At 41.0% G+C, this 13,113-nt stretch carries 16 protein-coding genes and 1 tRNA gene; 8 read left to right on the forward strand and 9 right to left on the reverse strand.

Annotated features, from left to right (window positions below; genetic code table 11):
* Positions 1-173: 173 nt before the first annotated feature.
* The gene (locus CH376_RS17890) at positions 174-392 is read right to left on the reverse strand and encodes a transcriptional coactivator p15/PC4 family protein (RefSeq protein WP_100784761.1); all 219 of its coding nucleotides are present in this window, start codon (positions 390-392) and stop codon (positions 174-176) included.
* 155 nt (positions 393-547) lie between these two features.
* Entirely contained in the window at positions 548-1,480 is a 933-nt protein-coding gene (locus tag CH376_RS17895) for a ferredoxin reductase domain-containing protein (protein ID WP_100784549.1), read from the reverse strand.
* Between the two features lie 215 nt (positions 1,481-1,695).
* On the opposite strand from CH376_RS17895, the gene lpxD reads away from it, so the two are divergent.
* Both lpxD and CH376_RS17905 read left to right on the forward strand, forming a co-directional pair.
* Positions 1,696-2,748, forward strand: a complete 1,053-nt coding sequence (gene lpxD / locus CH376_RS17900; protein ID WP_100784550.1) for a UDP-3-O-(3-hydroxymyristoyl)glucosamine N-acyltransferase — start codon at positions 1,696-1,698, stop codon at positions 2,746-2,748.
* Positions 2,749-2,813: 65 nt separating this feature from the next.
* Positions 2,814-3,011: a hypothetical protein gene (locus tag CH376_RS17905; RefSeq protein ID WP_100784762.1), complete on the forward strand. Its 198-nt coding sequence runs from the start codon at positions 2,814-2,816 to the stop codon at positions 3,009-3,011.
* 470 nt (positions 3,012-3,481) lie between these two features.
* On the opposite strand, the gene CH376_RS17915 is transcribed toward CH376_RS17905, so the two are convergent.
* A tRNA-Gly gene (locus CH376_RS17915) sits at positions 3,482-3,553 on the reverse strand.
* 75 nt (positions 3,554-3,628) lie between these two features.
* Between CH376_RS17915 and CH376_RS17920 the strand changes: the two genes are divergently transcribed.
* Together CH376_RS17920 and CH376_RS24320 are read left to right on the forward strand one after the other, a co-directional pair.
* Positions 3,629-5,182 (forward strand): carboxypeptidase M32, encoded by a 1,554-nt coding sequence (locus CH376_RS17920; RefSeq protein ID WP_165781709.1) that lies wholly within the window; start codon positions 3,629-3,631, stop codon positions 5,180-5,182.
* Positions 5,175-5,504, forward strand: a complete 330-nt coding sequence (locus CH376_RS24320) for a hypothetical protein (RefSeq protein ID WP_165781695.1) — start codon at positions 5,175-5,177, stop codon at positions 5,502-5,504. Before CH376_RS17920 ends, CH376_RS24320 begins: the two co-directional genes overlap by 8 nt.
* Here CH376_RS24320 and CH376_RS17925 read toward each other — a convergent pair.
* From CH376_RS17925 to CH376_RS17935, 3 genes are read right to left on the reverse strand one after another with little or no spacing between them, the layout of a single operon-like run.
* Positions 5,501-5,887, reverse strand: coding sequence for a DUF423 domain-containing protein (locus CH376_RS17925; RefSeq protein ID WP_100784552.1), 387 nt, complete (start codon positions 5,885-5,887; stop codon positions 5,501-5,503). The two genes, CH376_RS24320 and CH376_RS17925, sit on opposite strands and share 4 nt — an antisense overlap.
* Positions 5,888-5,905: 18 nt before the next feature.
* On the reverse strand, positions 5,906-6,442 hold the full coding sequence (locus CH376_RS17930) for a hypothetical protein (RefSeq protein WP_165781696.1): 537 nt from the start codon (positions 6,440-6,442) through the stop codon (positions 5,906-5,908).
* Positions 6,443-6,492: 50 nt separating this feature from the next.
* The gene (locus tag CH376_RS17935; protein WP_100784554.1) at positions 6,493-6,867 is read right to left on the reverse strand and encodes a TRL-like family protein; all 375 of its coding nucleotides are present in this window, start codon (positions 6,865-6,867) and stop codon (positions 6,493-6,495) included.
* 115 nt (positions 6,868-6,982) lie between these two features.
* On the opposite strand from CH376_RS17935, the gene rocD reads away from it, so the two are divergent.
* Together rocD and CH376_RS17945 are read left to right on the forward strand one after the other, a co-directional pair.
* Complete coding sequence (gene rocD, locus CH376_RS17940; protein ID WP_100784555.1) at positions 6,983-8,224, forward strand: ornithine--oxo-acid transaminase; 1,242 nt, start codon at positions 6,983-6,985, stop codon at positions 8,222-8,224.
* A 23-nt stretch (positions 8,225-8,247) separates the two neighbouring features.
* Positions 8,248-8,577 carry a hypothetical protein gene (locus tag CH376_RS17945; RefSeq protein WP_100784556.1) on the forward strand — a complete coding sequence of 110 codons (330 nt, stop codon included), beginning with the start codon at positions 8,248-8,250 and terminating at the stop codon, positions 8,575-8,577.
* 3 nt (positions 8,578-8,580) lie between these two features.
* On the opposite strand, the gene CH376_RS24080 is transcribed toward CH376_RS17945, so the two are convergent.
* Positions 8,581-9,174: a hypothetical protein gene (locus CH376_RS24080; protein WP_165781697.1), complete on the reverse strand. Its 594-nt coding sequence runs from the start codon at positions 9,172-9,174 to the stop codon at positions 8,581-8,583.
* Between CH376_RS24080 and CH376_RS17955 the strand changes: the two genes are divergently transcribed.
* Positions 9,173-10,270, forward strand: coding sequence for a hypothetical protein (locus tag CH376_RS17955; protein WP_100784558.1), 1,098 nt, complete (start codon positions 9,173-9,175; stop codon positions 10,268-10,270). The two genes, CH376_RS24080 and CH376_RS17955, sit on opposite strands and share 2 nt — an antisense overlap.
* Before the next feature lie 64 nt (positions 10,271-10,334).
* Here CH376_RS17955 and CH376_RS17960 read toward each other — a convergent pair whose 3' ends face one another.
* The gene (locus CH376_RS17960) at positions 10,335-11,384 is read right to left on the reverse strand and encodes a M23 family metallopeptidase (protein ID WP_100784559.1); all 1,050 of its coding nucleotides are present in this window, start codon (positions 11,382-11,384) and stop codon (positions 10,335-10,337) included.
* A 108-nt stretch (positions 11,385-11,492) separates the two neighbouring features.
* A complete protein-coding gene (locus CH376_RS17965; RefSeq protein ID WP_100784560.1) occupies positions 11,493-12,386 on the reverse strand; it encodes an alpha/beta fold hydrolase in 894 nt (297 codons plus the stop codon).
* Between the two features lie 199 nt (positions 12,387-12,585).
* Here CH376_RS17965 and CH376_RS17970 point away from each other — a divergent pair, with 199 nt between their 5' ends.
* Entirely contained in the window at positions 12,586-13,113 is a 528-nt protein-coding gene (locus CH376_RS17970) for a flagellar protein FlgN (protein WP_100784561.1), read from the forward strand.

Below are 13,113 nucleotides of genomic sequence, written 5' to 3' on the forward strand. Positions count from 1 at the left end.
AAAGAAGAGGTGGAGAATTGATCGTTTCCGATTTGAGGGATTCCGTAAAAAAAGTTTTTTCTATCACTCGTTTGGAAAGTCACATCCGCGTAGCAGACACGGAAGAAGCGGCGCGTTTGATCGTAAACGACGTCATTCAGGAAAGAAGTCTCTAAATCACGCCGGTTTAAATTTTAATTGCCTTTGACTTCGCTTTCCGCTTCGATCACGGCTTCGCGGATTTCATCGTAGAGTTCGGGAGGAATCGCGATTCCTTTTTGTGTGGGTTTCTTTTCGCCGTCTTTGTCAGTGTACCAAACGCGGAGATTGAGATACTTTGTTCCTTTGTACTCGGATACTTCCACACGAATGACTTCTCCTCGTCCTTTGTCTACGTCACGGATAACGCCCATTTCCATTTCTCCCGGTGAAATTTTAGACCAATATAAAGTAAGAATGGAAATTCAATCCATTCGTTTTTTGTGATATGCGATTGAATTCTAAAATAAAAAAGCCGAAAGAAACATTTGCTTCCTTCGGCTTTTCGTTTTTAAAAAATGAAGTCGAATCAATAAGTTTCGACAAATAGTTGATGCGCGCCTTCGAGATGATGTTTGAAATCTTCGTAAGTCCCTGCGTCTCCGGCGATTTTTTGAATTTCTTCAATCACGCCTTTTTCCATTCCTTTCGGTCCGCCGCAGATATAAAAACGCCCGCCACCGTTCAGAATTTTTTTAACCGCGTCCGCTTGTTCTCTCACTCTGTGAGAGATATACATTCTTCCGCCGTCGAAAGGATTTTTTTCTTCTCTGGAGATTGCGGTAACAAGTTTAAAATTCTTAAACTTAGTTTCTAAACCTCTAAGATAATCCATCATTACTAATTCGTCAGAATAAGGAGCTCCGTAAACAAGAGTGATGTTTCCGGTAAAGTTAACGAGCTTGTGTTCCAGCAATTCTTCGCTCATACCGATGAAAGGAGCGATTCCGGTTCCGGTTGCAAGAAACATAATGTCTCCGCTGAAATCGGTTGTAGGCAGAAGGAATTTTTTTCCGGAAGGCCCGGTCATAACTACTTCTTCGCCGGGTTTCAAATCGCAGATATAATTGGAGCAGACACCTTTGTGCTGAATGTTTCCGTTCTCGTCGTAGACGTTATCTCTTTTGATGATGAATTCTATCGTGTCTTCCTTCATACCGAAAGAATAACTTGGAGAAGCGATAGAATACAATCTTACGGTATAAGCCGCATCTGCGAGACCTTTGGCTTTTTTTTCAGGATCTTCTCCGGGAGGAATGACTCCGCCGCTTTGTCCGATAACGTAGGGATAAGCGGAATGATCGATCGCTAAGATGATTCTATGAACCAAAGATTCCCCTTCTTTTTTTGGTCTTTTTCCCGCTCCGGGTTCCGGGGTCAGTAGAGTATTGCTGATAACCTTAGCTTTGTAAGGGTTTGATTTTTTGAATAGATTGATCTGAGGTTCTCTAATCGGTTTCATGAGCGGTAACAATTCCTAAAAATGAAGAATTTTTCAAATTTTCCTACATGGTTTTAAGCGAAGGCATTTCGTCAAACGGGATATTTGATACGATTTCGGAAGTGTCGAATAATTCTTATAAAACGAAAGATCCGAATTCCGAGTCCGCATTTTTTTGAGTGACTACTCAGCTCCTTTGATTCTCCGTGTATCAACCAATATAAAACGAGGGAATCATGCCCCAATTCACACTTTCCGATCTTGCAAAGAAAATAAGCGGATCTAAGATTGCAAATTCCGAAAAACCGGAAACGATTTTGATCGAAAAAGTTTCTCCGTTAACGCCGGGTGTTAAGAATTCAATCAGCTTTCTTTCCAATAAAAAGATGTTATCCGAAGTAAAAAATTCTCTTTCGAGCGTCATCTTGACTACGGAAGAATTTTCTAAGGATATCAATCTTCCTTGTCTAATCGTCTCGAATCCTGAATTGAGTCTTGTCGAACTTTTGGATTCTATTTATCCTCCTTATGTCCCGTCCGGAAAAGTTTCTTCGTCGGCTCTGGTTCATCCGACTGCAATGATAGGGGAAGGCGTAACCGTAGGCGAGTTCGTAGTGATCGGTGAAAACTCGGTGATCGGCGCCAATACTTACTTGGAAGACGGAGTTAAGATTTCTAGAAACGTAACGATCGGAGAGAATTCTCACATAGGTCCGAATAGTTCGATTCAACACGGAGTCATTATTGGAAAACGATTTATCTGTTCCGGTAATTGTTCGATCGGCGGAGATGGATATAAGTTTGTCACCGTGAACGGAAAACATCATAAAATTCCTCACGTAGGAACTGTTAGAATCGGAGACGATGTTGAGATAGGCTCGCTTTGCACGATAGATAGAGGCGGACTGGAAGATACGATCATCGGAGACGGATGCAAGTTTGATAATATGGTTCACGTTGCGCACAATTGCGTCTTAGGTAAGAATATAATCATAGCCGGTCAGAGCGGTGTCGCCGGAAGTACGATCGTGGAAGACGACGTGATTATCGGAGGAGCCTGCGCGGTTTCGGATCATCTCCACGTTCCTAAGGGAACGATCTTGGGAGGAGGTTCTTCCTTAAGGACTTCACCGAAGAAAAAAGAAATCTTTGTGGGTTGGGACTACGGTCTTACCTTTGCGGAGTTTCAAAAAGTCAGAGTGAACATTCACAATCTCGTGAATTTCCAAAAATGGGCAAAGAGAATTAAAACTCTGGAAAAACTTTCCGGAATTCAAATCGAAGAGTAGGATTGAGCTTGACGGGTTCGAAAACCGAACCCAGTCTTTCTCCTACACCCTTTTGGAGGATTCTTGTGCATTCCCGAGCGAACGAAGATAACCCGGCTAAAGAACCGGACAGAATCTCCCGTAAGCCGGACCTTTCCCAAAGTAAAAAGATTGGAAGGTTGTTGGAGAACCTCGCCGATAGCATTTTAGAAAACGATTCTACAAATATAGTTTTCTTAAATGAGATTCAAAATAGTCGATCAGAGAATTCTATTCAAAAATAGAATTCTATCAAACACCTGAATCGGTTCCTTGAGGAACCGATTTCTTGTCTTAGCAAAAATCAAAAACGCTCTCTATAAATTTCGTCGTTCAATCGAATCGATGTCAAAAATTTTGCCGCCGGATATTCAAAAGGGACTTTAAGACCGAATTCAATTCAAATTTGATCGAATCACTTTGTCGGAACAATTGATTCAAGTGCAAAAGAATCTTGACTTCAATCGAATGACTTAAAAGACAAATCGAATTCTTAAATAAAGTCGGTAAGAGATCATTGGTCGGGTTTCTTCCCGGACGAAATCTCGAATGAGAATATCCAGTACCGAGATCAAAACTTACCCAGCCCTTCCTTGATTTTGAATATAACTTCAAAACGTTCGCGAATGAAATAAGATCATCCTACGGAGATTCGAAGTTTGGGTTCGAGTCAGTGATAAAATAAGTTGGAGTATTATAGAGGAAAGAATGATTATGCGGGCAGAGGGACTCGAACCCTCACTGGAAGCTTGGAAGGCTACAGTGCTAGCCATTACACCATGCCCGCAAATCGTGCAAAAATCATTTTTTTGCGGTTAGGGTGCTTGTCAATCTAAAAGAAGATTTTTTATTATCCACTGAGATGAAAGAATACGAGCACCTGTTTACCGATTCTATTCGCGGAGAATTAAAAACATTCGCGGAATACAGAGCCGCTTATAGGGAAATTTGGACCTTAAGAAATATTCTCAGCGTACTTCACTGGGATTCTGAAATCACCCTTCCCGAAGAAGGACGAATGGAAAGAGGGGATCAGATCGGACTTCTTTCTGGCTTAATCCATTCCAAATACGCCGGAGAGAAATTTTATGCCCTTGCGGAAAAGGCGAGAGATGAGAATGAAAAGAAAAATCTGCCCGGTCAGGAGGAAAGAAGAATCGAACTCAAGATTCTTTTTAAAGACCTCAATCGTTCTCGTTGTCTTTCTCAAGAACTTGTCGAGGAATTTTCCGTTATTACAAGTAAAGCGCACTCCGTTTGGGCGAAAGCAAGAAAGGAGAATCGGTTTTCGGATTTTGCTCCGATTTTAAACAAGATCGTCGAACTTTGTAAAAGGCAAACGGAGTGTTACGGTTATGAGACCGAAGCCTACGACGCCTTGTTGGAAGGTTATGAACCCGGTGAACGCGCCGCCAATTTAGAAAATCTTTTTTTCAATCTTAAGAATTCTCTCAAGCCTTTAGTCGCGCGCGGAAGACAAATCAATAATCCGTTTCCGAGAGAAATTCAGATTTCGCTTCAGAGAAGACTTGGAGAGAATCTTCCTTCCATTCTCGGACTTTCCTCGAAAATTTCCCGTCTCGATGCGAGCGAACATCCTTTTTCGACTTCTCTCGGAGGTAGAGATAAAAGAATTACGACTCGTTACGATCTAAAAGATCCTCTTTCTTCTATATTCAGTATTTTGCATGAAACAGGACATTCTCTTTATGAGGCGGGAATTTCCGAAATTATCGGCGGCCCTTCTCCGTTGCACGATTCGGTTTCTCTCGGTGTTCACGAATCTCAGAGTAGACTTTGGGAAAATCAAGTCGGACGATCCCGCGAGTTTTGGGAAATGTATTATCCGATTCTTATGAACTCGTTGGATTTGAAGGAATCCGAGTTGGGCTTTTCACAGCTTTTTTCTTATATCAATCAATCCTCGCCTTCGCTCATTCGCGTAGAAGCGGATCAAATCACATACAATCTTCATATCATTCTTCGTTTTGAGATCGAAAGAGAGTTGATCAACGGAAAAATTCAAATCTCCGAACTTCCCGAACTTTGGAATTCTAAAATGAAAGACCTTTTAGGAATCGACGTTCCTTCCGATAAAGAAGGTGTTCTTCAAGACGTTCATTGGAGCGGCGGAGCGTTCGGATATTTTCCCACATATACGCTTGGAAATATTTATTCCGCTCAGCTTTTCCAAGCCTTCTCTAAAGAAAGCCCGGATTTTTCACCACAAGTCGTCAAAGAAAAAAACTTTTCCTCTCTTTTAGTGTGGTTAAGGAAGAATGTTCACTGGAAAGGAAAGTTTCATTCAGCGGAAGCCTTGATTCGTTCAGCAACGGGCGCGGATCCGGATTCTTCTTACTTAGTTGCTTATCTCGAAAATAAACTCACCGAATTGGAATCGATCGACCATGGATGATAAAGAGGAACTTACGGTAAAATCATTTGAAGAACTGTCTTACTTTGACAATTTAGCGCTCTATTATCTTTGCAACGAAACTCCGCCGCAGACCCTCGCTCTCGCTTTTTTGATCGGAGATAAAAAAGTCTGCGGTTCGATGCTGGGCGTTCTGGAAGGAAAACGCAGAGAATATGTACACCAATTGATGGCCGAACAACAAGACAGTGAAGCTGCGAAAAAACAAGCCGCAGTTCAAGGATTGCTCATCATAGCGAAAGGTCTAATCACTCGTAAGCTGATCGAAAAAAAGGGCCAGTTCTACTTCGGAACTCAACGTTAGACGCTCTTTTTGCGGATCGCGGACAAACCGAGGAGCGCCCAAGCAAGAAGAAAGCAAATTCCGCCGATCGGAGTAATTGCGCCTAAAATTTTAATTCCAGTGACCGCGAGTAGATAAAGAGATCCGGAAAATATAAGCACTCCGAAGAGAAATAAGATCGCAGACAACCACGCGGATTTGGACGTATGAACGTACCCGGTCAGAGATAAGATCAAAGGCGGAATACTATGAATCAGATGATATTTATTGCCGGTTTCGTAGATAGCGAGCATTTCAGGACTTAAAAAAGGTTTTAGAGCGTGGGCTCCGAAGGCGCCGATCGCTACTCCTAAAAAACCGGAAATAGAGGAAAGAATCAGAATTGTTTTTTGTTTTCCCGTCATAATCTAAATGAAATTTATTTAGAATTCCTGAATAGCATAACTTTTAAATCGAATACATCTTTTCTGAACAAGCCAAAATAGAAAGGAAGTTTGCTCTATGTCCAACTTGGAATCGAAAAGAGCTTTGATTTTATTCTTCTCCATTTCCTGTTTGAGCTCGTCATAAAAACTTGTTTTACCGAAGACGAAAGACACGGGGACCAGAGATTGTTGTTCTCCCTGACGTAACGGTAAAATCAACGTTACTCCTCTTTGACATCCCTGGCTTTGCCCTTCAAATCTGATAATTCTGTGTTTCGACCAATCCCAGTCGTCAAGAGATCCGTGAAACATGTCTTTGTGCGGAAGAGAGGACGTGGAATGAATGAACCCGTCAAAGCCGATCAGCTTCAATCTAGTGGAGGCGTTTCCGTAGTGAACCGAAGGGTCTCGAAAATAAGTCCCCGCTACGGAAACCCGATTTTCCGGCGATAGAAACGAATCCGTCGGATACGGCATCGGGTTTCGTTTAACAAGCGTTCGTCGATTTCCGATCGGTAGAGCGCAATCGATCATACAAATCGATCCGGTAAGTAGAAGTAGAATATAAAAAATCGCTCGCATCGTTAATCTTTTTTCAACAATCTATGAGGGAGTTTTACGCCGATCCCGGAAACCCTCGTGCATTTATAAAAGTAAAGATTAAAGAGAAGCGATTTTACGTAATAATCCGTTTGAACGTCGAAAAGGAGATCGGCCTTATCTTGAATCGCGTTTTGTACGGCCGCTTCATAGCTTTCATCGCCGGTATAAACGAGCCACAACCAGCCTTCTCCGCAGGATTGTCCTGAAAGTTTGCCAACCGGTTCCATTCCTCGGACGTCTGTATAACTCTGAGAGTAAAACCAGCCCGGCGTTTTTACATTTGTGTAAAGACAATTTCCAATTGTAATAAATGTAATTAAAAAAATGAAACAAATTTTGACGACTGAAGACTTCATCGAGTTTTCCTAATAATTAAATTCTTTCCAAAAGGATCGTTCTCAAAAATGAAAAGTCAAGGTAAAAGAATAAAATTTCCTTGTGTGAAGCGAATCCGATTCTTCAATAGGGAGTATGTCGCTCGTTCAAAATTCGTCTTACTACATTCAGTTGGAAAAAAAATTCGGAGCTTCCAATTACGAACCTCTGCCCGTCGTTTTGGATCGAGGGGAGAGAATTTATCTTTTCGACGTGGAAGGAAAACGTTATTTCGATTTCCTTTCCGCATATTCCGCAGTTAACCAAGGCCATTGCCATCCTAAGCTGATTCAAACTTTGGTGGAACAATCGCAAAAGCTCACTTTGACTTCAAGAGCCTTCTACAATTCCAAGTTAGGCGAATACGAAGAATACATGACGAAACTTTTAGGTTATCAAAGAATTCTTCCCATGAATACGGGAGTGGAGGCCGCTGAAACCGCGGTGAAACTTTGTAGAAAGTGGGGATATCAAGTCAAAGGAATTCCAGAAAACCAAGCCAAAATCATTTTCGCTTCCGGGAATTTTTGGGGAAGAAGTCTCGGAGCGATTTCCGCGTCCACGGATCCTTTGAGTAGACGAGAGTTCGGGCCTTACGTTCCCGGTTTTGAAATCATTCCTTTTAACGATACGGAAGCATTGGAGAATTCTCTTCAAGATCCGAACGTTGCGGGTTTTATGGTAGAACCGATTCAAGGAGAGGCGGGTGTGATCGTACCGAATGAAGGCTATCTTGCTTCTTGTAGAAAACTTTGCAAAGAGGCCGGAGTCCTTCTTATTTTCGACGAAGTGCAAACCGGGTTGGGAAGAACCGGTAAACTTCTTGCGGGAGATTTTGAATCGGTGAAACCGGATATCTTGGTTCTTGGTAAAGCGCTCTCCGGAGGAATTTTACCAGTCTCCGCGGTTCTTTCCAATGACGAAGTGATGCTTACTTTAAAACCGGGTGAACACGGTTCTACATACGGAGGAAATCCTCTTGCCTGCGCCGTCGCGAAACGCGCCGTTGAAATTTTGGTCGAAGAAAAGATGACTGAAAATTCTTACAAGATGGGCGAACTTTTTAGAGAAAGGATGAATATTCTAAAATCTAAATATGACGTTTTACTGGACGTTCGCGGAAAAGGTCTGCTGAACGCGATTGAATTTAACGGAAAGAACGGGAAGTCCATAGCGAAAGAAGTTTGTAAAAAGACGATGGAACTGGGATTACTTGCAAAGACGACGCACGATCATACGGTTCGTTATGCCCCTCCTTTAGTGATTCAACCGCAAGAGATGGAAGAGGCTTGCGAGATTATTGAGAAAGCGGTAAAGTTTTGTCTTGACTCAATGTAGAATTTTGATTATCCAAAAGACAAATGCAGGCTGATGATAAAAAATACATTCGAGTTTGGAAGAAGTTAAGCGTTTCCGAAGTTTCATCCCAACTGATGTTGATCGATGATCTTTACGGCACCTGTGGGAACTGCAAACACCTGGGCTTAAATTATACGAAAGACAAGCTTTGTCCCGAGTGTAAAACCCAGTTTCGATATTTAGCGACAAACTCTAAATCGTCTGCGGACATTGCAAAGATACTCGTCAGGCTCGAAAAAGAAGGTTTGGATTTGATTCTTATCGATCGAGAGGATTTTAATCAATCCAAAGCGAAAGACGCGGTCAAAGATTTATTCAAACCGGTCGAATGATTATTATTTTTTGGAATCGAGAACGTTCTTCAATCCCTGAAGCGTCCGCTCCAATTCTTCGATTTGTTCCTTTAGAGAATCCGGATCGTCCAAAGTTTGAGAATCTGAAGCGTAAAGTTTTGAATAACCGTTTGCCATAAGATTCTGAAATGATTTTTGCAGGTTCGCAAGGGCGTTATCCAGGTCCTTCGGGCGAATCGAATTCTTCCTTCGATATAATTTTTTTAAAAACACAAAACTGAACCGAAGCAAAAAGAAAAAATAAGCAGGGATCAAAAGATAGAAAGCGGTCAGAAATACGGGGCCGAGGTTCCAGGTTTGTGAAATCGACTGATGAAAAAAGGCGCGGAGAATGGAAACGATCAGGATTCCCAGAGTATAATTAAAACGGCTCGTGCTTGGAGAAATCGTATTGAATAAAAACACTAAGACTAGTGAAAAGATCAAGACTAAGAAGAGATCTAAGGGAACGATCGAGAAAACAATTTTTAAAAAAGAAGTGATTACTCCGACCGTTTCCAGAAATGATTGGATGGACTGAGATAGGCTGTCAAAACTCGTTTTCAGATCTGAAAAAAATCCGGTAATCTGACTCATGAAATTACTCCAAAAAATTCCTGGCTGGAAGAAAGTCCAAACTGTTCGCTCTAAACTGCAAGAACTTTCCTTTCTAAGAAAGCTCTTCCTCGTATATTCCATAGTCGGAATTTCTTTTCTTTTTTTACACGAAAGTCATCTCCCGATCTTATTTATATTCATCCTAGTTTTAGGCGCTTATATCGTCGCGACGGGAATATTTTTTTTGATCTCATTCGCCTTCGGAAAGTTATTAAAAGAAGAATCGATCAAACAATATCAGATAGGACCGGACTCTGCAAAGACGATCGACGCGACCCGTATCGTTCTGAATCCCATCGTGGAAGTCGCCGTTTTCGTGGCCTGTATTCTGCTCTTATTGTTAACCGACTTCTATTCCAATCGATCCGGAATCTTTTTTATCGCAGTTTATTCGTGCGTGGGTTTGACGTTTCGGTTTTTAGAGAGCACGGTATTTTATAGAATTTTTCTTTTAGGATTGATGGTTTTAACCGGAGGGTTACTGAGTTTCAAATCCCTGCAAAAGGCGGAAATTCTGATTTCATACATTCTTTTTAAACCGAACTGGGAACAAAAAGAACTTACAAATTGGAATTATGATTCCGAATCGAGAGTCGTTAGAAACGAGGATATCAAGGTTCAGTTGACTTTGCCCGAGGATTTTTACTTTCACAATCCGAAAAATTTGACTTTGAAAGATCAAACAGGCACCGGTCAAATCGCAGGAATCGTTTCTTCGAGTGAGACGGATCCAAATCGATATCCTTCCATTCGAATTTTTTACTTTCCGGAACCGTTTTTGGAAATAGATAAGATCAAACCGGAATTTCAAAAATTCTTAGATCTCGCAATCAATCAGGGAGAGATGGTCGAAGTACACGAGTTAGGTGAAGAAAACTTTGAGAAAAAAATGGACGGAGTTTTTTGGACTTACTACGATAACTTAAGACCGAGATACGCAAAGACGGGCTTTTTTATTTCTTCCGGAGATAAACTTCCGGATTCTTTCCTATTCCATATTTCCGAAAGTCTTGTCAAGGCTAGACAACACGAGGAATCGGTGGAAAAAATTCTTCAGAGTGTTAAGAGAGAATAGTTTTTAGGGTTTGAAAATTCTATTCGATTGTTTGGAGAAAATCCGATTTCGGTTTAATTTTTTTCTATTCGAAAAGTTTCTGACCGAGAACGGACCTTGGATCAACTAAGGTTCCCTTGACTCGCATTCCTAAATGCAAATGGGGACCCGTCGACATACCTGTAGTACCAACTTTGCCGATTGGATCTCCTTTTTTTACCTTATCGCCGACTTTTACGCTCAGTTCGGATTGATGCATGTAAAGGGAATAAACTTCGAGACCGTGATCGATCACGGTAAAATTTCCTTCGTAATACATCGGTCTGGATAGAATTACTGTCCCGTCGTTGATCGCATAGATTTGGGTTCCGATCGATCCTTTGAAATCGACTCCTCCATGAGCCTTTCCTTTCGTTTTATTATAGACTCTCCGCTTATAGAAAGGACTCGTGAAGTGAACTTCTTGCACCGGAAATACAAAGTCGGAATCGATCTGAAGATCGGTCTTTGTCTGAAACGCTTCCGCTTTCGCTTTCGAACATTCTGCTATAAAATCCAAAGTTTCGCGGGGAAGTTCTTCGGAAGTATATTTTTTATCCATTGTCAGAGAGGAAACCTTAGTTTCGGAAAAATTTGTTTTCTGAACAGGAATCTCGTATTCCTTAAAGTCGTTTTTTCTAAACAAATTCTTATCTTGAATTTCTAATATTCCACTTTTCTTATCAAACTCGGGGGATAGGGGAATCCAGGCGTAAAAGGCGGATTCTTTTTTAGAATAGGAGATTTCTTTCTTTTCCCATAAAATTTTGATTCTATCCAATTTGGAAAGAATCGTTTTTTCCGGTGTGAGTTTCAAAAGCAGAAGTTCCCCTTGAGCGAATTTTCTGCCTCGGATCGAAAAGGCAAAAAGCGCTTCCTTTTTATTTACGATTTCAAATTCACGAGTTTCCTTTTTAGAAGTTTTTTTTGTCTTTACCTTGGACTCGGATTCTTCTTTCGGATTCGCGGAAGCCGCCGAAACGACCTTCGTTTCTTTTTCCTTGGATAAAGGTTTATCTTTGGCAAAATATGGATCGTTCGTGAATGGAAAAGTAAAGAGCGCAGCTATTAAAAAGATTCTAAGATTATTTTGCATCGGATCCTGCTATTGTCAAAAATACATAAAAGAAAAATTCAATTCATTTGGAAATAAATTATGGAAACAAGAACGTTTATAATTCGATAACAAGGCAATCTTTATGAATCAGACCGTTTTTTTGTTCGAATCCTTTCTTTGTAAAAATTCATGGATTGCGGGATTGAGAATTTCCGGGACCTCATGATGAAGCCAATGTGTCGCGTAAAATCCCTGATATTCTCCATTCTCTAAAAACGATAAGGATTTTCTGCCCATTTCCTTTTTTAAGAAAGGATCTCTTTCTCCCCAAAAAATTTTTATCGGATGATCTATTCTCAGGTCCTTAGGTAGCTTCGGAGGAATGAGAATCGCGGCTCGATACCAATTCACCATGGATCGTACCCTCCTAAAACCGGACCAAGCATTTTTATAAAGCTCGAAGTCTTCTGGTGAAAAACTTCCTTTGTTTGAAGTTTTGATAAGCGAATTCCAAAGCATTTCAAAATTTTTTCGAATCAATAGATATTCAGGAAGAAAAGGTATGAGAAAGGAAAAGATATAAGAAGTTTTTTTCCTTTGAATTTTATCGGTAAGAATCGAATTTCTGAATGTTTCTAAGTGCGGCATATTCAAAATACAAAGTTTTCGAAACCGATCCGGATTACGGTATAAAGAATTCCAGATAACGGCGCCGCCCCAGTCGTGCGCGATACAATCCGTATTTTCGATTTGTAAGCCGTCAAGAATGGCGACGATATCGTTTGAAAGTAATGAAAGTCTGTAAGAATAAAAAAAACAAGGTCTTCCTGATTCTCCATAACCGCGTTGATCGGGAAGAATCAGAAAGTAGTTTCGATCGAGAAAGTATTGGATTTGGTTCTTCCAAGCGTACCAAAATTCCGGGAAGCCGTGTAAAAAAAGCAAAGGAGAATTTTTAGGATCACCCGCCGTTACTACGTGAAGTTTTTGATTTCCCGATCGGATGAATTGATGCCGAAAGATCTTATTCTCCACGTTCATTTATTTCTTTTCGGTTTAATTCTCACTTTTCTCAGTCCTTTCTTACGCTTCCATTCTCGAATTCTTCTGAGAACGTTTCAAAATTATGTCCTATCAATAATCTCAAAAAGGCGGATCGAGAATCTTCTTTTTCTCTGAAAATTACCTAAGCAAATTTCCGATTTTACCGATTCTTCATAGCAGGGATCGGATAAAACAGATGAAACAAGAGGAATGGTTGGAGCAGCTTACGAAACTTTTTCAGGAAGAGATCAATCTCTACTCGAACGTCCTGGAACTGGAAACTCAGAAGTCCGCCGCCGTGGTTCAAGCGGATGGAAAATCTCTCGAAATAATTACCAAAAAAACTTACGAACTTCTTGTGATGGCTTCGGAAATCGAAAGGGTTCGCATGAAATCCATCGAGGAAGTTTACCGTTCTAAGAATTTTGCTCTTCCGGAAAACGGAGCTCCGACCTTATCCGACTTCTTGAATCAGCTGGATCGCGAATCTAATTTCAGATTAAAAGAATTCGGTTCTTCACTGAAAGCGATCCTTCATCGTTTGAAAGAAAAGATCAAATCGAACGAAAAACTCATCATAACTCGTCAGGAAATTCTTACCCGTACGATCGAAGCCGTTAAAGAAAAGGCTTCCGAATCCGGTTTAAGTACTTACGGTCCCGGAAAAAATCCGGAAAGAAAACAAGCTAAGAGACCTGCTCTTATGCTGAACGCTTCGGCGTAG

The sequence above is a fragment of the Leptospira adleri genome, assembly GCF_002811985.1.
Lineage (GTDB): Bacteria > Spirochaetota > Leptospiria > Leptospirales > Leptospiraceae > Leptospira > Leptospira adleri.

Bases quoted from the DNA above. Each gene is read 5' to 3' on its own strand.
- CH376_RS17960 (WP_100784559.1), bottom strand. From the start codon at position 11,384: ATGCAAAATAATCTTAGAATCTTTTTAATAGCTGCGCTCTTTACTTTT.
- CH376_RS17920 (WP_165781709.1), top strand. From the start codon at position 3,629: ATGAAAGAATACGAGCACCTGTTTACCGATTCTATTCGCGGAGAATTA.
- CH376_RS17930 (WP_165781696.1), bottom strand. From the start codon at position 6,442: ATGATCGATTGCGCTCTACCGATCGGAAATCGACGAACGCTTGTTAAA.
- CH376_RS24320 (WP_165781695.1), top strand. From the start codon at position 5,175: ATGGATGATAAAGAGGAACTTACGGTAAAATCATTTGAAGAACTGTCT.
- CH376_RS17955 (WP_100784558.1), top strand. From the start codon at position 9,173: ATGAAATTACTCCAAAAAATTCCTGGCTGGAAGAAAGTCCAAACTGTT.
- lpxD (WP_100784550.1), top strand. From the start codon at position 1,696: ATGCCCCAATTCACACTTTCCGATCTTGCAAAGAAAATAAGCGGATCT.
- CH376_RS17925 (WP_100784552.1), bottom strand. From the start codon at position 5,887: ATGACGGGAAAACAAAAAACAATTCTGATTCTTTCCTCTATTTCCGGT.
- CH376_RS17890 (WP_100784761.1), bottom strand. From the start codon at position 392: ATGGGCGTTATCCGTGACGTAGACAAAGGACGAGGAGAAGTCATTCGT.
- CH376_RS24080 (WP_165781697.1), bottom strand. From the start codon at position 9,174: ATGAGTCAGATTACCGGATTTTTTTCAGATCTGAAAACGAGTTTTGAC.
- CH376_RS17935 (WP_100784554.1), bottom strand. From the start codon at position 6,867: ATGAAGTCTTCAGTCGTCAAAATTTGTTTCATTTTTTTAATTACATTT.
- CH376_RS17895 (WP_100784549.1), bottom strand. From the start codon at position 1,480: ATGAAACCGATTAGAGAACCTCAGATCAATCTATTCAAAAAATCAAAC.
- CH376_RS17965 (WP_100784560.1), bottom strand. From the start codon at position 12,386: ATGAACGTGGAGAATAAGATCTTTCGGCATCAATTCATCCGATCGGGA.
- CH376_RS17945 (WP_100784556.1), top strand. From the start codon at position 8,248: ATGCAGGCTGATGATAAAAAATACATTCGAGTTTGGAAGAAGTTAAGC.
- rocD (WP_100784555.1), top strand. From the start codon at position 6,983: ATGTCGCTCGTTCAAAATTCGTCTTACTACATTCAGTTGGAAAAAAAA.
- CH376_RS17970 (WP_100784561.1), top strand. From the start codon at position 12,586: ATGAAACAAGAGGAATGGTTGGAGCAGCTTACGAAACTTTTTCAGGAA.